This window comes from Kytococcus sp. Marseille-QA3725 (genome assembly GCF_054950055.1).
On sequence record NZ_JBUCLA010000001.1, the window covers coordinates 778,179 to 798,687 of the forward strand.

Annotated in this window: 19 protein-coding genes, 1 tRNA gene and 2 pseudogenes; 14 read left to right on the forward strand and 8 right to left on the reverse strand. The window is 72.4% G+C overall.

Features of this window, described 5'->3' with window-relative positions:
- The first annotated feature begins 59 nt into the window (after window positions 1-59).
- From ACY8FT_RS03560 to ACY8FT_RS03600, 9 genes and pseudogenes are all read left to right on the forward strand, one after another.
- Window positions 60-947 (forward strand): phytoene/squalene synthase family protein, encoded by an 888-nt coding sequence (locus tag ACY8FT_RS03560; protein ID WP_462417561.1) that lies wholly within the window; start codon window positions 60-62, stop codon window positions 945-947.
- Entirely contained in the window at window positions 944-2,584 is a 1,641-nt protein-coding gene (gene crtI, locus ACY8FT_RS03565; RefSeq protein WP_462417562.1) for a phytoene desaturase family protein, read from the forward strand. Before ACY8FT_RS03560 ends, crtI begins: the two co-directional genes overlap by 4 nt.
- Complete coding sequence (locus ACY8FT_RS03570; RefSeq protein ID WP_462417563.1) at window positions 2,584-2,946, forward strand: lycopene cyclase domain-containing protein; 363 nt, start codon at window positions 2,584-2,586, stop codon at window positions 2,944-2,946. Before crtI ends, ACY8FT_RS03570 begins: the two co-directional genes overlap by 1 nt.
- A complete protein-coding gene (locus ACY8FT_RS03575) occupies window positions 2,943-3,266 on the forward strand; it encodes a lycopene cyclase domain-containing protein (RefSeq protein WP_462417564.1) in 324 nt (107 codons plus the stop codon). The genes ACY8FT_RS03570 and ACY8FT_RS03575 overlap by 4 nt, the downstream gene beginning before the upstream one ends.
- The gene (locus ACY8FT_RS03580) at window positions 3,263-4,123 is read left to right on the forward strand and encodes a prenyltransferase (protein WP_462417565.1); all 861 of its coding nucleotides are present in this window, start codon (window positions 3,263-3,265) and stop codon (window positions 4,121-4,123) included. The genes ACY8FT_RS03575 and ACY8FT_RS03580 overlap by 4 nt, the downstream gene beginning before the upstream one ends.
- Window positions 4,124-4,406: 283 nt before the next feature.
- Window positions 4,407-5,242: pseudogene (locus tag ACY8FT_RS03585) on the forward strand (BCCT family transporter); the annotation flags it as partial.
- A 358-nt stretch (window positions 5,243-5,600) separates the two neighbouring features.
- Complete coding sequence (locus ACY8FT_RS03590; protein ID WP_462417288.1) at window positions 5,601-6,908, forward strand: ISL3 family transposase; 1,308 nt, start codon at window positions 5,601-5,603, stop codon at window positions 6,906-6,908.
- 50 nt (window positions 6,909-6,958) lie between these two features.
- Window positions 6,959-7,264 carry a DUF4333 domain-containing protein gene (locus ACY8FT_RS03595; protein ID WP_462417566.1) on the forward strand — a complete coding sequence of 102 codons (306 nt, stop codon included), beginning with the start codon at window positions 6,959-6,961 and terminating at the stop codon, window positions 7,262-7,264.
- Between the two features lie 151 nt (window positions 7,265-7,415).
- On the forward strand, window positions 7,416-7,832 hold the full coding sequence (locus ACY8FT_RS03600; protein ID WP_462417567.1) for an acyl-CoA thioesterase: 417 nt from the start codon (window positions 7,416-7,418) through the stop codon (window positions 7,830-7,832).
- A 344-nt stretch (window positions 7,833-8,176) separates the two neighbouring features.
- On the opposite strand, the gene ACY8FT_RS03605 is transcribed toward ACY8FT_RS03600, so the two are convergent.
- The 5 genes from ACY8FT_RS03605 to ACY8FT_RS03625 form a co-directional block, all read right to left on the reverse strand.
- On the reverse strand, window positions 8,177-10,444 hold the full coding sequence (locus ACY8FT_RS03605; protein WP_462417568.1) for an ABC transporter ATP-binding protein/permease: 2,268 nt from the start codon (window positions 10,442-10,444) through the stop codon (window positions 8,177-8,179).
- Entirely contained in the window at window positions 10,441-11,829 is a 1,389-nt protein-coding gene (locus ACY8FT_RS03610; RefSeq protein WP_462417569.1) for a serine/threonine-protein kinase, read from the reverse strand. Before ACY8FT_RS03610 ends, ACY8FT_RS03605 begins: the two co-directional genes overlap by 4 nt.
- 119 nt (window positions 11,830-11,948) lie before the next feature.
- Window positions 11,949-12,518, reverse strand: a complete 570-nt coding sequence (idi, locus tag ACY8FT_RS03615) for an isopentenyl-diphosphate Delta-isomerase (protein WP_462417570.1) — start codon at window positions 12,516-12,518, stop codon at window positions 11,949-11,951.
- A 212-nt stretch (window positions 12,519-12,730) separates the two neighbouring features.
- Window positions 12,731-13,360, reverse strand: coding sequence for a hypothetical protein (locus ACY8FT_RS03620; protein ID WP_462417571.1), 630 nt, complete (start codon window positions 13,358-13,360; stop codon window positions 12,731-12,733).
- Between the two features lie 88 nt (window positions 13,361-13,448).
- Window positions 13,449-13,533: transfer RNA gene (locus ACY8FT_RS03625), tRNA-Leu, on the reverse strand.
- 120 nt (window positions 13,534-13,653) lie between these two features.
- Between ACY8FT_RS03625 and ACY8FT_RS03630 the strand changes: the two genes are divergently transcribed.
- Window positions 13,654-14,433 (forward strand): dioxygenase family protein, encoded by a 780-nt coding sequence (locus tag ACY8FT_RS03630; RefSeq protein WP_462417572.1) that lies wholly within the window; start codon window positions 13,654-13,656, stop codon window positions 14,431-14,433.
- A 61-nt stretch (window positions 14,434-14,494) separates the two neighbouring features.
- Here ACY8FT_RS03630 and ACY8FT_RS03635 read toward each other — a convergent pair whose 3' ends face one another.
- Window positions 14,495-15,868 (reverse strand): DNA polymerase IV, encoded by a 1,374-nt coding sequence (locus ACY8FT_RS03635; RefSeq protein WP_462417573.1) that lies wholly within the window; start codon window positions 15,866-15,868, stop codon window positions 14,495-14,497.
- A 177-nt stretch (window positions 15,869-16,045) separates the two neighbouring features.
- On the opposite strand from ACY8FT_RS03635, the pseudogene ACY8FT_RS03640 reads away from it, so the two are divergent.
- Together ACY8FT_RS03640 and ACY8FT_RS03645 are read left to right on the forward strand one after the other, a co-directional pair.
- A pseudogene (locus ACY8FT_RS03640) lies at window positions 16,046-16,162 on the forward strand (hypothetical protein); the annotation flags it as partial.
- 59 nt (window positions 16,163-16,221) lie between these two features.
- A complete protein-coding gene (locus ACY8FT_RS03645) occupies window positions 16,222-16,656 on the forward strand; it encodes a sigma-70 family RNA polymerase sigma factor (RefSeq protein ID WP_462417574.1) in 435 nt (144 codons plus the stop codon).
- 42 nt (window positions 16,657-16,698) lie between these two features.
- On the opposite strand, the gene ACY8FT_RS03650 is transcribed toward ACY8FT_RS03645, so the two are convergent.
- A complete protein-coding gene (locus ACY8FT_RS03650; RefSeq protein WP_462417575.1) occupies window positions 16,699-17,490 on the reverse strand; it encodes a lysophospholipid acyltransferase family protein in 792 nt (263 codons plus the stop codon).
- A gap of 46 nt (window positions 17,491-17,536) precedes the next feature.
- On the opposite strand from ACY8FT_RS03650, the gene ACY8FT_RS03655 reads away from it, so the two are divergent.
- The gene (locus ACY8FT_RS03655) at window positions 17,537-18,457 is read left to right on the forward strand and encodes a HipA family kinase (protein ID WP_462417576.1); all 921 of its coding nucleotides are present in this window, start codon (window positions 17,537-17,539) and stop codon (window positions 18,455-18,457) included.
- A gap of 56 nt (window positions 18,458-18,513) precedes the next feature.
- Window positions 18,514-18,993, forward strand: coding sequence for a DUF3037 domain-containing protein (locus tag ACY8FT_RS03660; protein WP_462417577.1), 480 nt, complete (start codon window positions 18,514-18,516; stop codon window positions 18,991-18,993).
- Between the two features lie 664 nt (window positions 18,994-19,657).
- Here the strand turns inward: ACY8FT_RS03660 and ACY8FT_RS03665 are convergent.
- On the reverse strand, window positions 19,658-20,470 hold the full coding sequence (locus tag ACY8FT_RS03665; protein WP_462417578.1) for a TrmH family RNA methyltransferase: 813 nt from the start codon (window positions 20,468-20,470) through the stop codon (window positions 19,658-19,660).
- Window positions 20,471-20,509: the final 39 nt, after the last annotated feature.

The following is a 20,509-nucleotide window of genomic DNA, read 5'->3' on the forward strand; positions in this document are numbered from 1 at the left end:
CCGCAGCACGGTGGGGTCAGGAAATGGCAAGGACTTGGCACCGTGTGAGACTTGCGCCCATGCCTCTCGCCCCTGCCCTGGCCGCACGGGCGCTCGACGACCACACGCGCAGTGCGTACCGCGCAGCCGGGCAGGTCATCGGCAGCTACTCCACCAGCTTCTCCGCCGCCACCCGGCTCCTCGCCGAACCGGTGCGCCGCCGGGTCCGTGCCGTCTACGCGATGGTGCGCACCGCCGACGAGATCGTGGACGGGGCCGCGGCCGGTGCGGGGCTCGGGACGCCCGAGGTGGGGGCGCTGCTGGACGCCTACGAGGCGGGGTGCGAGCACGCGCTGCAGGTCGGCTACTCCCCCGACCCGGTGCTCCACGCCTTTGCGCACGCCGCCCGGGCCACCGGCATCACGGCCGAGCTGACGCGTCCCTTCTTCGCCGCGATGCGTTCGGATCTCGTGCCCTCCCGGCACGACGAGGAGTCCCTGCCCGAGTACGTCCACGGCTCCGCCGAGGTCGTGGGGCTCATGTGCTTGCGCGTCTTCGCGACCGACCGGTCCCCCGAGCCCGTGGACCCGCCGCTCCACCTGGAGCACGGCGCGCGACGGCTCGGCGCGGCCTTCCAGCAGGTGAACTTCCTGCGCGACCTCGAGGCGGACGTCGACGACCGCGGGCGCGCCTACCTGCCGGGGACCGACGGGCCCTCCTACGACGCCACCCGGCGGGACCGGGTGGTCGCCGGCATCCGCGACGACCTGCACGCGGCACGTGTGGTGATCCCGGAGCTGCCGCGCTCCAGCCGGGTGGCCGTGGGCGCTGCGCACGACCTGTTCGCCGAGCTGACCGAGCGGCTCGCCGCGGTGCCCGCCGCCGATCTGCGGGAGCGCCGGGTCCGCGTCCCGGACGCCCGGAAGGCCGTCGTCCTCGGGCGCGCGGTCGTGAGGTGGGGCCGATGACGCGGCGTGCCGTCGTCATCGGCGGTGGGGTGACGGGCCTGGCCACCTCCGCGCTGCTGGCGCGGGAGGGGTACGGAGTGACGCTCCTGGAGCGCCACCGGGTCACCGGCGGACGCGCGGGCACCTGGGAGGCCACGACGGGGGCCGGGCGCTTTCGCTGGGACACCGGCCCCTCCTGGTACCTCATGCCGGAGGTCTTCGAGCACTTCCTCGCGCTGCTGGGCACCCGGCTGGAGGACCACCTGGATCTGGTGGAGCTGGACCCCGCCTACCGGGTGTTCGGCGAGCGCTACGACGAGCCGCTGGAGGTCCGCTCCGGCCGGGAGCGGGTGACCGCGCTCTTCGAGGGCGTCGAGCCCGGAGCCGGTGCGGCGCTCGCGGGCCACCTGGACTCGGCCGGGCGGGCCTACCGCTTGGCGGTGCGGCACTTCCTGCACACCACCTTCACCCGGGTGCCCACGAGCACCATGCGGGCGGTGCTCCCCCGGTTGCCGGAGCTCGTGCGGCTGCTGGTCGAGTCCCTGCACTCCCGGGTGGCGCGGACCGTGCGGGACACCCGGCTGCGGCAGGTGCTCGGCTACCCGGCGGTCTTCCTGGCCGCGACGCCCCGCTCCGCGCCGAGCCTGTATCACCTCATGAGCTCGATGGACCTCGAGGACGGGGTCCGCTACCCGATGGGCGGGTTCACGGCACTGGTGCGTGTCCTGGAGGGGCTGGCGCGGGAGGCCGGGGTGCGGATCCGGACGGGGGTCGAGGTGACGGGAATCCTCACCGAGGAGCCCCCGGACGCACGCGTGGGCAGGCTCGGGCGCGGACGCACGGCGCGGGCCGCCGGGGTGCGCCTGGGCACCGGTGAGGAACTGCCGGCCGAGGTGGTCGTCTCCACCGCGGACCTGCACCACACCGAGACCGCCCTGCTGCCGGAGCACCTGCGCACCTACGGCGAGCGCTACTGGGCGCGGCGCCGGTCCGGGCCCGGCGCGGTGCTGGCGCTGCTCGGCGTGCGCGGGCGGTTGCCGGAGCTCACCCACCACAACCTGTTCTTCACCGACGACTGGGACGCGAATTTCGCGGCGCTGTCCGGCGACGACCCGGTGGCCCCCGATCCGGCCAGCAGCTACGTGTGCATGCCCTCGGCGACCGACCCCGGCGTGGCGCCGGAGGGACACGAGAACCTGTTCGTCCTGGTGCCGGTCTCCCCCGACGCGGAGGACGGGCGTTCGGTCGGGCACGGTGGCATCGACGGCACGGGTGATCCCGCGGTCGAGGCGGCCGTGGACCGCGCCATCGCGCAGATCGCCGACTGGGCGGGTGTCCCGGACCTGGCCGAGCGGGTGGTCGTGCGCCGCAGTATCGGCCCGGCGGACTTCACCACCGACTTCCACTCGTGGCGGGGCAACGCCCTGGGGCCGGCGCACACGCTGTGGCAGTCGGCCTTCCTGCGGGGACGCAACGCCAGCCGGCGGGTGGACGGGCTGCTGTACGCCGGAGCCACCACCGCCCCGGGCGTCGGCCTGCCGATGTGCCTCATCAGCGCGCAGAACGTGCTCAAGCGGCTGCGCGGGGACCACTCCGACGGGCCGCTGGACCCCGCGACCGCCTGGAGCGGGGGCACGGCCTCCGGGAGCGGTGTCTGATGCCGGGGGTGTACCTGGCGGCCATCCTGTTCTCCTCGGTCGGCATGCTCGTCATCGACCGTCGATGGCGGCTGTACCTGTTCGCCGACGTGCGGCACGCCCTGACGGTGCAGGTCAGCGGGATCGCGCTCTTCCTGGCGTGGGACGTGCTGTGCATCCGGCTGGGCATCTTCATGCGCGGCCCCGGACCGTGGCAGACCGGCTGGCAGGTGGCCCCGGAGCTGCCGGTCGAGGAGATCTTCTTCCTGTGGTTCCTGTGCCACTTCTCGATGGTGGTGTTCACCGGCCTGGAGCGGCTCCTGGCCCACCTTGCCGGCCCTCGGGACGATGGGCACTCCGCGAGCGGGGAGGCCGGCCCGTGACCTACCTCTGGGTGAACCTCGCCGTGCTCGGCCTCGTCGCCGTCCTGGCGGCGCTCGCGCTGCGCGGGGTGCCGGCCGCGCGCCGTCGGCGTACCCTCCTCGTCGCCGGTGCGGCCTTCGCCGTGAGCGCCGTGTTCACGGCGGTGTTCGACTCGCTCATCATCTCCGCCGGCATCGTGGCCTACGACGAGGCGCACCTGCTGGGCCTGCGCATCGGCACCGCGCCGGTGGAGGACTTCGCCTACGCACTGGCCGCGATGGTGCTGCTGCCGGCACTGTGGGTGGGCCGGCGACACCGGTCCGGGAAGGAGCGCCGATGAACCTGCTCATCACCCTGCTGCAGACCTCGCGCCCTGTGTCGTGGGTGAACACGGCCTACCCCTTCGGCGCGGCGTACCTGCTGGCTGGCGGCCGGGCGGACTGGGTCTTCTGGGTGGGCGTGCTCTTCTTCGCCGTGCCCTACAACCTGGCCATGTACGGCATCAACGACGTGTTCGACTACGACTCGGACCTGCTGAACCCCCGCAAGGGCGGTGTCGAGGGTGCACTGACCGACCGGTCGCGGCACCGGTCGATCCTCTGGATCTCGGTGCTCTGCTGCATCCCGTTCGTCGTGGCGCTGCTGCTGGCCGGCACGGTGCCCAGCGGCATCGCGCTGGCGGTGACGATGTTCCTGGTGGTCGCCTACTCGGCCCGGGGGCTGCGATTCAAGGAGGTCCCCTTCCTGGACTCGGTCACCTCGGCCAGCCACTTCGTCGGGCCGGCCGTCGTCGGCGCCCTGGTGCCGGGCCCCTCCGTGCCGCTCGTGGGGTGGGCGGTCCTGGCGGCGTTCTTCGCCTGGTCCATGGCCAGCCACGCGTTCGGATCGGTGCAGGACATCGCGGCCGACCGGGCCGGTGGCATCGGCTCGATCGGCACCGTCCTGGGCGCCCGGTTCACCGTCGGGTTCTCGGTGGCGCTCTACCTGCTGGCCGCGGTCCTGATGCTGGCCGCTCCCCTGCCCCACGTGCTGCTGGCCGTCGTCCCGCTGGTCTACGTGGTCAGCATCGTGCCCTTCCTGGGGTTGGCCGACGCCGACTGCGAACGTGCCCACGCCGGCTGGCAGCGGTTCCTCTGGTTGAACTACCTGGCCGGCTTCGCCGTGACGATGGTGCTGCTCACCGACGCCGTGGGCTGAGTGTGCCGTGCCCCCGGCATCGGGCGCCGGGTGGAACACACGTCCTGTGACCTGGTCCTCCGCTGACATGGCTCGTCACTCCCTGTCGCCCTGGAGACGCGATGGCGCGGGTGGTGACCACCACCCCGTTCATTTCCCCCCGAGGAGAATCCAGGTGTCCGACCAACGTGCGCGAGAACGCAGCGCCACCCCAGAGACCGCCGACGACCGCTCGGTGACCCACGACGACCACGCCCTGCTCGAGGGCGTGCACCACGTCGAGACCTTCGACGAGAGCGGGACGGGCATCGACTGGCTCGTCCTCGACGTCACCGCCGCCCTGGCGCTGGCCGTGTTCGTGTTCGTCTTCGGCCCCACGGTGCTCATCCTCAACCTCATCCCGACCATGCTGGGCGACTACGTCTCCCACCTGCCGGACATGGCGGCCCGCACCGAGGCCTCGGGTCTGTCCCGGATGGCCGACTGGCTGTCGGCGTGGACGATCTTCTACTGGGCCTGGTGGGTCAGCTGGACGCCCTTCGTGGGCATGTTCATCGCGCGCATCTCGCGCGGTCGCACCATCCGGGAGTTCATCACCGGCGTGCTGCTCATGCCCTCGCTGGTGTCGCTCATCTGGTTCGCCATCTTCGGTGGCGCGGGCATCGAGGCCCAGCGCCAGTTCGGAGACATGGCGGCGAAGGACGGCACGGTGCGGCGTCCATCGTCATGGGCTCGCTGTCCGAGAAGGGCCGGGTGGAGCCGTCGCGCCCGACGGTCGTCTTCTGGGGTGCCGTCACCGGTGCGGTGGCAGCCATCATGCTGCTGGCCGGCATCGAGGCCGGTGGTGACCTGCCGTCTGCGCTGACGAGCCTGCAGAACATCACCATCGTCATGTCGCTGCCGTTCGTCATCGTGATGGTGCTGATGTGCGTGAGCCTGGTCCGCGACCTCGCGAACGACGCGATGACCCGCCGCAACGAGCTCGGCCAGATGATGATCGAGCAGGCCGTCATCAGCGGTGTGAGCGCGCACGACACCGACGAGATCACCCTGGTGGCGGTGCCGCGCGACACCTACGACCCGACGTCCGGGTCGACGGCCCTGAGCCGCCTGGACGAGGAGGAGGGCGTGAAGAGCTGACGCCCGAGCCTCCACGTGGCCCCCGGCCGGCGCCCCTGCGGTGTCCGGTCGGGGCCACGTCCGTCCCGAGAACCGTTGCTGCCGCGGTGCGTTGCATGTCGCGGCGTGCAGAGGGTCCCCCCGGTGGCCCAGGTCCCCGGTGGGAGCCGGCCGACAGGTGGGGCGTTTCTCAACCCACCGGGTGAGAAACGGCCTTCCCGGGCCTTTCTACGTTTCAGGTGACGGCAGGAAATGACCGGGAAAAGCGGCTCTTCGCAGTTGACGGTGTAGTCGGTTGAGCGCGTCGGTGGCCGGGTAGGGGTCGAGGTCTCCCGGATGATGGAAGTTCTTCACGCTCGCCATCCCGAAAGACCTCGACGTGCTCCACCCTACTTTCGCGACCCCTGACCTGACCACGTTCTGCCGCCTCGACGAGCTCGGCCTCGTCGCCGTCGGCCAGCTGATCGAGCCGGATCGGGCCACGATCGAGTGCCGCGTCGTCGAGGACGACCCGTGGTGTCGGACGTGCGGCGTCGAGGGCGTGCCGCGGGACACGGTCACGCGTCGACTGGCGCACGAGCCGTTCGGGCACCGGCCGACGACCCTGCTGGTGCGGGTGCGCCGGTACCGGTGCGGACACTGCCGGCGCACGTGGCGGCAGGACATGACGCGGGCAGCGGCGCCGCGTGCGAAGATCTCCCGCGGCGGCCTGGAGTGGGCGCTGCGGGGCATCGTCATCGACCACCTCACCGTCACCCGCGTCGCCGCAGGTCTCGGGGTGTCCTGGAGTGCCGCGAACGCCGCCGTCCTCGCGGAAGGCAAGCGGCGCCTGATCGACGACCCCGCCCGGTTCGACGGGGTCACCACGATCGGTGTCGACGAGCACGTCTGGCGACACACGAGGCTGGGCGACAAGTACGTCACCGTGATCATCGACCTCACGCCCGCGAGGAACAAGACCGGGCCGGCGAGGCTGCTGGACATGGTCGAGGGCCGCTCCAAGGCGGTGTTCAAGCAGTGGCTCGCCGCCCGCCCTGCGGACTGGGCGAAGCGGATCGAGGTGGTCGCGATGGACGGCTTCGCCGGGTTCAAGACCGCTGCCGCCGAGGAACTCCCCGACGCCGTCCCCGTCATGGACCCGTTCCACGTGGTCCGCCTCGCCGGCGACGCGCTGGATGTCTGCCGGCGTCGGGTCCAGCAAGACACCACCGGTCACCGCGGGCTCAAGGGCGACCCGCTCTACACAGCCCGCCGCACCCTGCACACCGGGGCGAGCCTGCTCACCGACCGGCAGCGGGCACGCCTGGACGCAGTGTTCGCGAGCGAGGAGCACGTCGAGGTCGAGGCGACCTGGGGCATCTACCAGCGCATCGTCGCGGCCTACCGGGAGCCCGACAAGAAGAAAGCGAAGGCGATGATGCAGGAGGTGATCGCTGCGATCAGCAGCGGCGTTCCCGCGGCGCTCGTCGAGGTCCGCAAGCTCGGCCGGACCATGAAGCAGCGGGCGGGCGACATCCTCGCGTTTTTCGACCGCCCCGGCACCAGCAACGGCCCGACCGAGGCCATCAACGGGCGACTCGAACACCTCCGCGGCTCCGCCCTCGGCTTCCGCAACCTCACCCACTACATCGCTCGGTCGCTGCTCGAAGCCGGAGGGTTCAGACCCGCGCTACACCCTCATTCGTGAAGAGCCGGAAAAGCCCGGCGCCGGTCGTCACGTGAGACAAGGAGAAGCACATGAAGAAGAGCCTGCGAATCACCGCCCTGGTCCTGGGTGGCCTTGCCGGTGCCACCGGCCTCTCGGCCTGTGCCGAGCAGATGCCGGCCAGCGAGGTGGAGGCCCGGGCCGAGGATCAGCTCGGGGACTCCCTGGGCGAGGCCGTGGACGTCGACTGCCCCGGTGACCTGTCGCTCGTGGAGGACAGCGAGGAGATGGAGTGCCGTGTGCAGCGGACCAACGGTGAGTCCACCGAGGTCGACGTGGAGGTCGACTCCGTCAACGGTGACGACGCCTACCTCGAGTTCGACATGGAGATGAACTGACGGCCCCTGCCCTCTGCCGCACCTGTGCGCCGCGCCCCGACGGGTCGCGGCGCTTCTTCGTGGGCGGGGCGCTCCGTCCGTGGCCATCGCTCCGTGGCAGGCACCGCCCGCGTACCGTGAACGCGTCCCACACCGAACCCGAGAGGACCCCATGCCCCACCAGCCCGACGCCGCGCCCACCGCTTCCCCGGCCGACTGGCACCCCAGCATCCGGGTGACGGCGATGCCTGCCGATGCCAACCCGTATGGCGACATCTTCGGTGGCTGGCTGATGTCGCAGATGGACCTGGCCGCCGGCTCGGTGGCGTCGCTGCGTGCCAAGGGGCGCGCCGCCACCGTGGCGGTGGACGGCATGTCTTTCGAGCGTCCGGTGGCCGTGGGCGCCGAGGTGACGGTCTACACCCACCTGGAGCACGAGGGCCGCACGTCGCTGAAGGTCGCCGTGCAGGCCTGGGCGCGCGATCGCCACTCCGAGGCCGAGGAGCTGATCACCCGCGGGCTGTTCACCTTCGTGGCCACCGACGAGAACGGGCGCCCCCGGCCCCTTCCGGAGCCCGACCAGGCGTGAACCTCAGAGTGGTCACCCGGCCCTGAGCGTCACGGGCGTCCTGCTCGCCGTCAGTCCTGCGTGGGCACCTGCCGGGCCGCACGGTGGGCCTGCCAAGCTCCCATGAGCGTGACCCCCGTCCCGCCCAGAACACCGCCGAGGGTGAGGGCCCCACCGTGCCCTCGGACGGGTCCCCGGCTGCCGGACGAGGTCACGGCCCCAGCACGGCCAGCAGGACGGCGAGGAAGACCAGGGAAAGCAGCGAGACGACGTCTTCCATGGCTCCTCCGGGGACGCTGGTGTCAGCACGTCAACGTGCTCGGGGCCCCGAGTCCGCCTCGTGGATCACCCTTGGAGACGTCGCCTCAGCTGCGCCGGGCGGACCGCTCCACCAGCAGCCACGCGATGCCGGCCAGCAGCACGTACAGCGTCAGGCAGGCCAGCGCGCAGGCGGTGTAGACGTCCAGCCCGTGGGCCCACAGCGGGTCCGGGGCCGCGTTCGGCGTCAGCCCCCGGACGTCCACCGAGCTGGCGCCCATTGCGAAGCCCCAGCGCGTCGGCGAGAGCCAGGCGACCTGCTCCAGGCCGGCCCGGTCGTTCAGCGGGAACAGTCCGCCGCTGAGCACCAGCATGATCATGATCGAGACGACCATGGCGGGCATGACCTGCTCGGTCGAGCGCGTGGTCGCGGAGATGACCAGTCCCATCGCCGTGCAGGCCGCGGCACAGAGCCCCATCGCCAGGGTGAGCTCGAGGATGCTCGGGGCCAGGATGTGGAACTCCGGTAGCCCGGTGCCCAGCAGCGACAGCGGCACCATGATGGTGCACTGCAGGAAGACCACGACCGTGGCGAGCACGGCCTTGGCCAGCAGGTAGGCCGACGGTCTGAGCCCGACCGCCTGTTCTCGCACGAAGATGGGCCGCTCCCCCACCAGCTCCCTGACGGTGCCGGAGACGCCCATGAAGGCCGCGCCGATGGCCAGGATCATGATCACCTGCAGCGACGAGGAGGACGGCTCGGCACCAGGCTCCGGCGGGTTGAACACGTTCTCCCCCGGGACCAGCCAGGTGAGCAGGCCGAGGGCCACCGGCATGAGCAGCGTCAGCGCCAGGTACCCGGGGTCGGAGGCCATCACCCGCAGCTGACGGCGTGCGACGGTGCTGAACTGCCTCCACGCCGACTGCTGCCGCGGCGCCTCGGAGTGCACCGTCTCCTCCGGCGCGGTCGTGGACAGTCCGCCGGTCGAGGCCGAGGGGGCATGCGTGATCGACGGGTCCGCCAGCCGGGTGAAGACCTCCGGCATGGTGCGGGCGTCGAAGAAGTCCATGAGCCCGTCGGGCGCGCCCTGGTAGGCCAGGGTGCCCCCCGGTGCCAGTGCGAACACGCGGTCGGCCAGGTTCAGGTTCTCCGTGGAGTGCGTGATCACCAGGACGGTGCGCCCGTCGTCGGCCAGCTTGCGCAGGTTGCGCATGAGGCTCAGGTCCATGCCCGGGTCCAGGCCCGAGGTCGGCTCGTCCAGGAAGATCAGGGACGGCTTGGTGAGCAGCTCCATCGCCACGCTGACGCGCTTGCGCTGGCCACCGGAGAGCTGGTCGATCCGCTTGTCCGCGTGCTCGGTGAGGCCCAGCTCGCCCATGACGCGTTCCACCTCGCCCTTGCGCTCGGCGGCGCTGACGTCGTCGGGGAAGCGCAGCTCGGCCGAGTAGCCCAGTGCCGCACGCACGGTCAGCTGGCGGTGGACGATGTCGTCTTGCGGCACGATGCCGATGCGCTGCTTGAGCTCGTCGTACGAGGCGTACAGGTCGCGCCCGGCGTACTGCACGGTGCCGCTGGTGGCCGGCCGCGAGCCGGTCAGGGCGTTGAGCAGCGTCGACTTGCCCGCACCGGAGGGGCCGATCACGGCGACCAGCGAGCCCGGGGGCAGGCTGAAGGACACGTCGTTGAGGCGGACGGACCCCTTACGGCCCTCGACGCGCAGGTTCTCCGCGGCGAACGAGACGGGCTGGTCCTCCGCCCCGTGCACCAGCTGCGGACCGGGGCGGACCGTCAGCTCCGCGTGCCCGATGCTGATGCGCTGCCCGGGTCGGACCGTCGCGGTCTGGACGCGCGAGCCGTCCAGGTACGTGCCGTTGCGCGAGCTGAGGTCCTGCAGCTGAAAGCCGTTGTCGGTGGCCACCAGACGGGCGTGGTGACGGCTGGCCAGCAGGTCGTCGACCACCACGTCGTTGTCGTCGTCACGCCCGACCGTCAGCACCTGGCCGGGACGGCTGCGCGGCAGCGAGGTGTTCGCCCCGCGGGGACCCGCAGGTGCCTCGGTGGTCGCCCCCGGTCCGTCGATGCGGACGGTCAGCCGCCGTTCCGGGCCGAGCCCCAGCTCGCTGCCGTCGCGCAGCGGGGTGCGGGAGGTGACCGGCGTCCCGTCGAGGGTGGTGCCGCGCGAGGAGCCCGCGTCCAGGACCCACCAGGTGGACCCGTCGTGACCGATGCGCACGTGCTCGCGGGAGACCCCGTCGCCGACGACGACCACGCGCGAGTTGCCACCCCGGCCGACGAGGAGCCCCTCGGGTGTGGGGGCGACGGTCTGCTCACCGGCCGTGGTGGCCAGGCGCAAGGGCGGGACGCGGCGGCTCATCGGCCGTCCTCCGCGGGCGCGTGGGGCTCGAGGGCCGTCACCGGGGCGATCACCACAGCGGACGGCTCACCGGAGGAGTCGCCGTCGTCGTTGCCGAGCACCAGGCCCACCGCGAGCACCGCCATGAGCAGCAGCGCGAGGCCGATGCCGGCGGCGATGAGGCAGCCCGAGCGCTCCCGCAGCCGGGAGGACAGCGACGCGACGCCGGACTGACCCGCCTGGCCCACCTGGGTGCCCATCGCGGCCGCCCCGTGCGGCTGCCCGTGCCCGGGGTGGCCCGTCGGCTGCGGGGTCCGGCCCGGGTTCGGGGTGTGACGCGGGTTCTGGGTGTGCCCGCCCGGGTGCAGCAGCTGACCCGCCCGCACGTTGCGCGGGGTCCCGCCCGGTTCGCCGGAGGTGGCGCCGGGGCCGGTCCGCCGGGCACCGACGGTCCCCGGCCCGGGGACGCGCTGGGTCGCGGCGCCGGCGCCCAGGACCCGGGTCTCCTGTGCGGCAGGGCGGCGCGGTGCGGTGGACTGGACGGGCGGGCCGGGCACCGGCTCGGTCAGGGGCGTCATGGCCTGGGCGTCGGCCAGCTTCTCCGGCAGGGTGCGAAGGTGGTCGGCCACCTGCTGGGCGGTGGGGCGCCGGGTGGGCTCCTTGGTCAGCAGCGGCAGGATCGCGCGCATCAGCGGCTGCGGGAAGCCCTGCGGCCTGCCGGGGTGCTGCTCGGTGTGCCGCCGGATGACGGCCAGGCTGTTGCCCCCCTCGAAGGGCGTGACACCGCAGGTGAGCTCGTAGAGCAGGATGCCCAGCGAGTAGAGGTCGGCCTTCGGGGTGGCGGGCTGCCCGGCCAGGATCTCGGGGGCCACGTAGTTGACCGTCCCCCGCATCATCGAGGTGCGGGTGGCCTGGGCGCTCTCGGCCAGCTGGGCGATGCCGAAGTCGGTCACCTTGGCGCACGGGGCGTCGTCGGCGGTGTCCAGCAGGACGTTCTCGGGCTTCACGTCGCGGTGCACGATGCCGGCCCGGTGCACCGCGGCCAGTCCCTCGGCGATCTGGGCCCCGAGGGTGGCGACCTCCGCCGGGGCGAAGGTGCCGCGCTGGCGCAGGGCCGCCCGCAGGTCGCCGCCGTGGACGCGTTCCATGACCACGGCCAGGGTGCCGCGCTCCCCCACGACGTCTCGGACCCGCACGACGTGCGGTGAGTCGATGCTCCCCAGGGTGCTGCTCTCGGCGAGGAAGGCCGTCACGACGGAGCGCTGCTCGGCCAGCTCCTCCCGCAGCACCTTGAAAGCGAGGTCGTTGCCGTCGCGGTCGGTCCCTGCGTGGACGATGCCGGTGGCACCCCCGCCGATGCGCTCCCGCATCGTGTACAGGCTGCCGAGCTGCCGCTCCTCTGTCATGGTGTTCCCCTCTGTGGCCGACACGTGGCCCAGAGGGAGGGTACACAACGGCCCGGCGGGTCCGGCGCAGGCGAGCTGCCGTGTGCCGTGCGGGAAGTCAGAGGGCTCCCGCGGGCGGATCAGGGGGCCGTGAGAGCGGCCGCCAGTCGGGCGTCGGCGGCCTGCAGGAGCAACCAGGGGCTGAAGGCGAACGGGGCCGCCTCCAGGGCTGTGGACAGGTCCGCCCAGCTGGTCCACGCGACCTCGGCGACCTCGTCGGGATTGGGCGCGGGCAGATCGTCCGGGGACACCCGGAGATCGGCGACGTGGACCGGGCAGACCTCGTGCTCGACGATCCCGCTCGCGTCGACCGCGCGGTACCGGAAGTCCGGGAGCACGAGGCGCGGCGGCCCCACCGCATCGGCGGGCAGGGAGAGCTCGTCCGAGAGCCGGCGCAGGACGGCGTCGACGTCGCCCTCCCCCGGTGCGGGGTGCCCGCAGCAGGCGTTGGTCCAGACCCCGGGCCAGGCCACCTTGCCCAGAGCGCGTCGGGTGAGCATGATGCGACCGTCAGGGGTTCGCAGGTGCACCGAGAAGGCACGGTGCAGGGGCGTCTCCGTGGTGTGCACCGTGGCCCTGGGATGCGTGCCGACGACCGAGCCGTCGGGGGCCAGGAGCTCGACCAGGTCGGTGTGCGGGTCCGGGGTCATGATCGCAGGGTAGGTGTGGTCGGATCCGGTGTGGAGGACAGGATGGGGCCGTCTGACTGTCGTTCCGCTTTTTCCGCTGTTCAAACGGCTCAGAACTCCGCGACGCGATGCGAGCATGGAGTGCGTACGCACAGGCCCTGGGGAGGGGGACGGGGCGGGGAGAGGACAGTCTCCCCGCCCCTCTGCATTTCCCCACGTGTGGTGGGTGTCCTTCAGGCCTCCGGCTCGTCCTGGTCCCCGGTGTCCTCCCCGTGCGCCTTCGCTCGCAGGCGCTCGAACAGCGTCACGAGGGACTCGATGGGCGGGTTCGTCGCGAACTGGGTGGTGATCGTGCCAGCCTGCGGCAGCATTCCGCCCAGTTCGAACGGGTACCCGGAGTCCCACCGGTTGCCCCGCCGCAGCTCGTCGGTCCATGCCCGCCTGTGCCCCATGAACCCGACGTTCGTCTGGCGGTCCGGGGCTCCCCCACCTGGTGGATTCGGCCAGATGGAGGCGACCTCGCTCCACTCCACCCGCCAGGAGTAGGTCTCGATGCCGTCCTCGTCGATGGTCAGGTGGCGTGGGTGCCTCCAGCCCATCCACGCGTGTGCGAGATGCACCGACGTCGGCACGAGGCACAGCGCGGCCATCCACTGGTGGCGAGAGAGCCCCGGTGATGGATCCCGGAAGAGGCTCGCGGGTGCCCCGAACGTGGCCATGAGGACCGGTACCCACAGCACGACCGCGATCACCAGCGCCAGCAACCAGGGCCCGGTGCGCACCCGCACTTCCGGGGGCAGCTGGACCTTCTCCGGGTCCACGTGCCGGGTTTCTGTCGTCCCCGCCTCACGCTGCTCGCTCATCCGGCCTCCGGTACTCGGGACGCGAAAGGGCTCGGCTCCCCTGCTGGGAGCCGAGCCCTTTCGTGATGACCGTCTCGGCGGTCCTGTGTGTCCGGAGGGGGACTTGAACCCCCACGCCCGATAAAGGGCACTAGCACCTCAAGCTAGCGCGTCTGCCATTCCGCCACCCGGACAAGGGTGCCGCTCACGTGGTGAGCAACGACAGAGAACCTTAGCACGGTGTGCGCGTGGGTGTGAATGCGCCGTGCGCTCCAAGGCGTGACGTGTCACCCATCTGCGATAGGTTGGTGCGCATGACGAACTCGCCGATGCCCGTCCTGTACCTGTCCCACGGCGCTCCGCCGCTGGCCGACGACGCCACCTGGACCCGCGAGCTGGCCGACTGGTCGGGGCGGCTGGAGCGGCCGAAGAACATCCTGATGGTCTCCGCCCACTGGGAGAACGACCCCATCACCGTGTCCTCCACGACCGGTGCGGGGCTGACCTACGACTTCTGGGGCTTCCCGCAGAAGTACTACGAGGTCACCTACGACTCCCCCGCCGCGCCCGAGCTGGCGGCGTCGGTCTCCCGAGCGCTCGGCGACCTCGGGCCGGTGCACCAGGACCAGTCCCGCGGACTGGACCACGGGGCCTACGTGCCGCTGGTGGAGATGTACCCGGAGGCGGACGTGCCGGTGCTCCAGGTGTCCCTGCCGACGCTGGACCCCACCGGGCTGTTCACGATGGGGCAGCGGCTGGCGGGACTGCGCGAGGAGGGCACGCTGATCGTGGGCTCGGGCTTCACCACCCACAACCTGCGGTGGTTCCACCCCGAGTCCACCTCCACTCCCCCGGCGGCGTCGCGGGAGTTCGACCAGTGGGCCGCCGAGACCGTCGCGGCTGGGGACGTCGACGCCCTGCTCGACTGGGAGCGCAAGGCCCCGGCCGCCGTCGAGGCCCATCCGCGCAGCGAGCACTGGGCGCCGCTCTTCGTCTCCCTGGGCGCGGCATCGACCACGTCCACGCCGCGCGGTGAGAACGCGGTGGAAGGCTTCTGGCACGGCCTGTCCAAGCGCTCCTGGACCTTCGCCTGAGCCCCGTCTCGCCAGTGTCCGCATGACGATGAGGGCCTGCCGGTCCCTCGGCATCGCGTCCCTACCAGGCCGGGGGCCCAGCGGGTGAGAGGTCCGGGTCGTCCGCCGCGAAGGTCCGCACCCGACCCGGCGGGGTGTGGGGTCCCTCGAAGCGCACCGACACCCTGCCGGCGCCACTGCCCCAGACCCAGCCCTGGCCGTGCTCGGCGTGGGTGACGTCCGCCCCGGTCGGCCAGGTGGTGCGCCCCAGTCGGGCGTCGTGGGCGCCGGGCTCCTCCGGGGCCTCCTCGGGGTCCTCGGTGACGTCCGCGGTGTGGCTCTCCGCCGAGGGCGCGGCCGGCTCGGAGACCTCCAGCGCGAGCTCGGCCTGGCTGTGCTCCACGAACCCGGAGACCCCCACGCCGAGCAGCCGCACCCCGTCGCCCAGCCCGATCTCGCCGGCCAGACGCACCGCGGTCCGGGTGATGGTCTCCGCGTCGTCCGTGCCGTGCTGCAGCGTGAGCGAGCGCAGGTGCGTCGAGAAGTCGTGGCGCCGCAGCTTCACCGAGACGGTGCGCCCGAACAGCCCTGCCCTGCGCAGGCGTCCCTGGACACGCTCGGCGAGCAGACGGAGCTCGGCCGACACCGCCCGCACGTCGGTCAGGTCCGTGGCGAAGGTCTCCTCGGCCGAGACGCTCTTGGCCTCCCGGTGGGTCACCACCTCGCGGTGGTCGATGCCGCGGGCCAGCGCGTGGACGCCGTGCCCCCAGGACTCCCCGAGGATCGACACCAGGTCGGTGGCCGTGATCCGACGCAGCTCGTTCACCGTCCGGACGCCGAAGGCACCGAGGCGCTCGGTGGTCGCCGGTCCCACCCCGGGCAGGGCGCGCACCGGCAGATCGACGAGGAAGTCCTCCTCCTCGCCGGGCCAGATGACGCGGGCACCATCGGGCTTGGCGGCCTCGGAGGCCAGCTTGGCCATCATCTTGGAGCTGCCGATGCCCACCGAGGCCGTGAGCCCGCCGGTGGCCGAGGCGATGGCCGTGCGCAGTCGGGAGGCGACCTCCTCGGCATCGGGACGGGACCAGGTCTCCACCGCCCACGGCGACGGGCCCGTGGCGAGGTCGGCATAGGCCTCGTCGATGCTCACCTGCTCGACCACAGGGGCCAGCTCCCGCAGGGCGCCCATCGCCGCGCGACTGCTGAGCCGGTAGGCCTCGAAGCGTCCGGAGAGGAAGGCCGCTCCCCCGGGTGCCTGCGCGCGGGCCTGCCAGCCCGGCATCGCTGAGCGGATGCCGTAGACGCGCGCCTCGTAGCTGGCGGTGGCCACCACCCCGCGACGCCCGGTGCCTCCCACGACCACCGGCTTGCCGCGCAGCGACGGCTTGTCGCGCTGCTCCACCGACGCGAAGAAGGCGTCGAGGTCCACGTGGAGGACCGAGGCCGTGGAGCGCATGGCGACACGGTAGGCGAATCAGGTCGGGGTCTGGCCCGCCGGCTTTCATCCGTGTCAGAACCCCTCACGTGGTCCAACAGAGCGCCACGACGGCACACCTGTCTGGAGGCTCTGATGCTTGACCACCGCCCGGCCACCCGCACACCGATCGTTCCCGATCAGGCGGCGGCCCGCCGCATGGGCCGCCACTTCGCCCCCTCGGTCCGCTGGGTGGACGACTGCGAGCAGGTCGCGTGCATGGGGCTCGTCCTGGCGGTGCACCGCTGGGACCCCGCGTACGACACCAACCTCTCGACCTTCGCCGTTCCGACCATCACCGGGGAGCTGCGCCGCTTCCTGCGCGACAGCACCTGGTGGGTGCGGCCCCGCGGCGCGTGCAGGAGCTGGCGACGGAGGTGCGCATCGCCGAGGACGAGCTGCGCCACCGGGACGGCACGGAGCCGAGTCGGGAGCAGGTGGCCGCGTGGCTCGGCACCACGCCGCAGGAGGTCGACGAGGCGCGCATGGCGGCCGCGGGCCGCTTCACCGACCCGGTGGAGGGCGAGGAACCCTCCGGGGCGTCGATGCGGCACGCGTCGTGGATCAGCGTGGACGAGTGGCTGACCGTGCAGCCACATGTGGAGGCGCTGGACCCCCGGGATCGGGAGGTGCTGCTCCGCTACTTCCACGACGAGACGCAGGCGCAGGTCGCCTCGGCGCTGGGCATCTCCCAGGCACAGGTGAGCCGACGCAACGGGCGCGGGCTGAAGGTGCTGCGCGAGCGGGTCACCGACGGCGCCCGGGGCTGACCAGCGGCCCTGGAGGCCGCGGCACGACGCGGAGGGTCCTGCTCAGCGCCGGCGGGGACGACCGAGCGACTCGGCCCGCATCCGCTCCAGCCGGCGGCGTCGGCGCTCGGCGACGTCGCGCGCGTCCATCTCGTCGGCCTCCAGCAGGGTGGGCGCGGTCCCACCGGTGCGGGCGGGCTCGTAGGCACGCAGGTGCTGCGGCATCGGGCCGTACTCGCCCTGGGCGGCGCGCAGCAGTTCGTCCATGCGGTCGCGCAGCAGCTCCGTGGCCTGCAGGGCGTCGGTGCCGGGGTTGAAGCCCAACGGCTCCCCCAGCGACAGGATGATGCGGGTGCGGCTGCGGCCGAGGTGCCGGGGCAGACCCTTGGTGGCCAGCACCTGAGCGCCCCAGTTGACCAGCGGGATCACCGGCACACCGGCCTCCATCGCCATGCGGACCGCACCGGTCTTGAAGCCCTTGAGCTCGAAGCTGCGGGAGATGGTCGCCTCCGGGAAGACGCCGACCAGCTCCCCCTCCTGCAGGGCGGCGACGCCGTGGCGCAGGGCCGAGCCGCCGGCGTCGCGGTCCACCTGGATGTGACGCATGGAGCGCAGGGCCCAGCCGAGACCGCGCTGGTCGAAGAGCTCCTTCTTGGCCAGGAAGCGCACCTGACGGCGGCGGTGGCGCACCGCGAGCCCGGCGAAGACGTAGTCGAGATAGCTGATGTGGTTCATGGCGATGACCGCGCCACCGGTGGCCGGCACGTTGTCCTTGCCTTGGACGTCGATGCGCAGGCCCTGGGCGGCGAACATCGTGTAGGCCGGGGGCAGCAGGAGGTTGTAGACCACGCTCATGGTGCGCAGCCTATGCGCGTCGGTGGGGCCGCGTACGGTGACGCCCATGACCGGCCCCTGGGACCCCGCCGACGAGCTGCGACGCGGCACCGCCGTGCGCTACGTGACCCCGTTGCGGGAGGGCGGGTCCATGCCCGGGGTCGTGGAGGCCGACGACCTGGGCACGTACGTCATGAAGTTCCGCGCGGCCGGGCAGGGGCTCAAGGTGCTGGTGGCCGAGGTGGTGGTCGGGGAGCTGGCTCGGGCGCTGGACCTGCCGGCCCCGCCGATGGTGGCGCTCGAGCTGCCGGAGGCGCTGAGCCGGTACGAGCCCGACGAGGAGGTGCAGGACCTGCTGCGCACCAGCATCGGGCTGAACCTGGGGACCGACTTCCTACCCGGGGCGCACGGGTACGACGGTTCGGTGCCGCCGGCGGCCGAGGTGGCCGCCCGGGTGCTGTGGTTGGACGCGTTCACCGCGAACGTCGACCGCACCTGGTCGAATCCGAACCTGGTGGTGTGGCACGGGGAGCCGTGGCTTATCGACCACGGGGCGGCGCTGTACTTCCACCACGCCTGGCCAGGGACCGCGGCTGAGGAAGCACCCGACCCGGCGCGGTTCGCGCGGCAGCCCTTCGACGCCTCGGGACACGTGCTGGCCGCCGTGGTGCCGGATGGTGCCGGGGCGATGCAGCGGGTGCACGCGGAGCTGGTGCCCCGGGTGCCCGAGGCGGTGCAGCGGGCCGTGGCCGCGGTACCCGGTGAGTGGCTGGAGACCACGGGCGGGTTGCCGACCGCGGAGGCGGTGCGGGACGCGTACGTGGACTTCCTCGAGGCGCGGTTGGGCGGTGCGGAGCACTGGCTGCCGGGTGAGGAGGTGCTGGAGGCTGCGCGTGAGGGTGCGGAGGCCGGGCGCTCGGAGGCGCGGCGGACGCTGGAGGTGCAGGCACGGCGGGCCGTCGTGCGCCGTGGCGAGGAGCCCCGGTGAGCGGGGCGGGAGCTGGTACGTCGGCATCGGGCGGGCCGGGGCCGGGAGCGTCGGACGTGGGTGTGCCGGCACCGGCCGGGCCCGTGGTGGGTGTGGCCGGTGGGGGGACCCGTGCGCTGCGGCGGCCCACCCGGGTGGAGGGCGCGCCGGCGTGGCACGAGTACCAGTACGCGGTGATCCGGTGCGTGCCGCGGCCGGAGCGGGAGGAGTTCGTCAACGTGGGGGTGGCGGTGCACTCGCGGTCGGCGGGAGTGCTCGACGTGGCGGTGCGGCTCGACCCGGTGCGGGTGCAGGCCCTGTGGCCGGATGTGGACATCGTTGCGGTGGAACGTTTTCTGGTGACGATGGACCGGGTGGCGCGGTCGGGGCCCGTGCCGGGCGGGCCACCGGCTGACGTGCTGCACACCTTGGCCAAGCGGTTCGGGTGGTTGGTGGCGCCGCGGTCCACGGTGGTGCAGACCTCGCCGGTGCACTCGGGCCTCTCGCGCGACCCCGGACGCGAGACCCCGCGGCTCCTGGAGCGCTACTGCGGGTAGGCGATGCGCTTGGGCTGTCCCTTCTCCAGCGCCGGGCCCTGCCCGGGTCCGTACGCACCGCCCGGGCCGCGTCCGCACGCACGCCCGGCCGCACCTGCACGCATGCCGGGACGCGCCCCCACCACCTGCACTACCTTTCCCCTGGAGCTCTGGGTGGGCCCCGCTTCGCGCCGGCGGCCAACGCAGAAGTGTGTCCGCGTTCCAGAAGTGCGGGCTAGAACGTGCGGATGTGGAACGCAGGCGCATTTCTGTGCTCATGACCCGAGGCGTCACGCAGGTTCTGAGGTGCGCGATGGGATACCCGGCCCGACGGCTGTGGTCATGTCTGGGAGGCCCGGCTGTGGAGTGGGCACCACTGCTCTGGGCTGCAGGTGCATATGTGTGCGTCCGTTCCAGAGGTGCGGCCCGGAAGGACCACTTCTGGAACGTGGACGCATATCTGCGTGGGGGGTTCCAGATGCACGGGCTGGACGGCGAGGTTCTGGACCGTGGGCGCATCTGTGAGTGCTCGGGAGGTGAGCATGCTCTGGTGCTGGTGCTGGTGCTGGTGCTGGTGCTGGTGCTGGTGCTGGTGGGCGAGCCGGGCCGGGGTGCCCTGAGCCGATCCGAGCAGGGACGGGATCCCACGGGGCTAGACGAGGTGGGTGCACCGGCCGGGCTGGGGTCAGTCGCGCCCCTGGGTCGCGTAGAGCGCCAGCGCGCTCGCCGCGGCCACGTTGAGCGAGTCCACTCCCCCGGCCATCGGGATGCGCACCGCGAGGTCGGCCGCGGCCACGGTCCGCTCCCCCAGCCCGTCGCCCTCGGTGCCGAGCACCAGCGCAAGCCGGTCGGGCAGGTCGGCCTCGAGCTCCCGCATGGTCACGGCGTCCTCGCGGAGCGCCAGAGCGGCCACGGTGAGCCCTGCCTCCTGCAGCTGGGTCATCCCGGCCGGCCAGGGGTCGATGCGGGTCCACGGCACCTGGAAGACCGTCCCCATCGAGACGCGCACGCTGCGGCGGTAGAGCGGGTCGGCGCAGCGCGGGGTCACCAGCACGGCATCGGCCCCGAGGGCAGCCACCGAGCGGAAGATCGCGCCCACGTTCGTGTGGTCGACCACGTCCTCGACGACGACCACGCGACGCGCACCGTCCAGCACGCGCTCCACCGGTGGCAGCTCCGGCCGCTGCATGGCAGCCAGTGCCCCGCGGTGCAGGTGGAACCCGGTCATCGCCTCGGCCACCGGGGGCTCCGCGACGTAGACCGGCGCCCCGGTCGCCTCCACGTCGGCCACCAGCTGCGCCATGTCCTCCACCCAGCGCGGCGTCAGCAGCAGCGACCGCGGCCGGTGCCCGGCATCCAGTGCGCGCCGGATGACCTTCTCCGACTCGGCCATGTACAGCCCGCGCTCCGGCTCCAGCTTGCGTCGCAGGTTGACGTCCGTGAGGCGGAAGTAGTCCTCGACGCGCGGGTCGGACGGATCGGTGAGCGGGATCGGCATCCGCACATTCTCCCCTGACGTGCCGCGCGGTGACGCATC

What these genes read in the sequence shown, in the direction of transcription:
- ACY8FT_RS03595 (WP_462417566.1), top strand. Translation starts at nt 6,959, where the DNA reads ATGAAGAAGAGCCTGCGAATCACCGCCCTGGTCCTGGGTGGCCTTGCC.
- ACY8FT_RS03605 (WP_462417568.1), bottom strand. Translation starts at nt 10,444, where the DNA reads ATGAGCCGCCGCGTCCCGCCCTTGCGCCTGGCCACCACGGCCGGTGAG.
- crtI (WP_462417562.1), top strand. Translation starts at nt 944, where the DNA reads ATGACGCGGCGTGCCGTCGTCATCGGCGGTGGGGTGACGGGCCTGGCC.
- idi (WP_462417570.1), bottom strand. Translation starts at nt 12,518, where the DNA reads ATGACCCCGGACCCGCACACCGACCTGGTCGAGCTCCTGGCCCCCGAC.
- ACY8FT_RS03600 (WP_462417567.1), top strand. Translation starts at nt 7,416, where the DNA reads ATGCCCCACCAGCCCGACGCCGCGCCCACCGCTTCCCCGGCCGACTGG.
- ACY8FT_RS03630 (WP_462417572.1), top strand. Translation starts at nt 13,654, where the DNA reads ATGACGAACTCGCCGATGCCCGTCCTGTACCTGTCCCACGGCGCTCCG.
- ACY8FT_RS03620 (WP_462417571.1), bottom strand. Translation starts at nt 13,360, where the DNA reads ATGAGCGAGCAGCGTGAGGCGGGGACGACAGAAACCCGGCACGTGGAC.
- ACY8FT_RS03570 (WP_462417563.1), top strand. Translation starts at nt 2,584, where the DNA reads ATGCCGGGGGTGTACCTGGCGGCCATCCTGTTCTCCTCGGTCGGCATG.
- ACY8FT_RS03650 (WP_462417575.1), bottom strand. Translation starts at nt 17,490, where the DNA reads ATGAGCGTGGTCTACAACCTCCTGCTGCCCCCGGCCTACACGATGTTC.
- ACY8FT_RS03655 (WP_462417576.1), top strand. Translation starts at nt 17,537, where the DNA reads ATGACCGGCCCCTGGGACCCCGCCGACGAGCTGCGACGCGGCACCGCC.
- ACY8FT_RS03635 (WP_462417573.1), bottom strand. Translation starts at nt 15,868, where the DNA reads ATGCGCTCCACGGCCTCGGTCCTCCACGTGGACCTCGACGCCTTCTTC.
- ACY8FT_RS03560 (WP_462417561.1), top strand. Translation starts at nt 60, where the DNA reads ATGCCTCTCGCCCCTGCCCTGGCCGCACGGGCGCTCGACGACCACACG.
- ACY8FT_RS03610 (WP_462417569.1), bottom strand. Translation starts at nt 11,829, where the DNA reads ATGACAGAGGAGCGGCAGCTCGGCAGCCTGTACACGATGCGGGAGCGC.
- ACY8FT_RS03665 (WP_462417578.1), bottom strand. Translation starts at nt 20,470, where the DNA reads ATGCCGATCCCGCTCACCGATCCGTCCGACCCGCGCGTCGAGGACTAC.
- ACY8FT_RS03580 (WP_462417565.1), top strand. Translation starts at nt 3,263, where the DNA reads ATGAACCTGCTCATCACCCTGCTGCAGACCTCGCGCCCTGTGTCGTGG.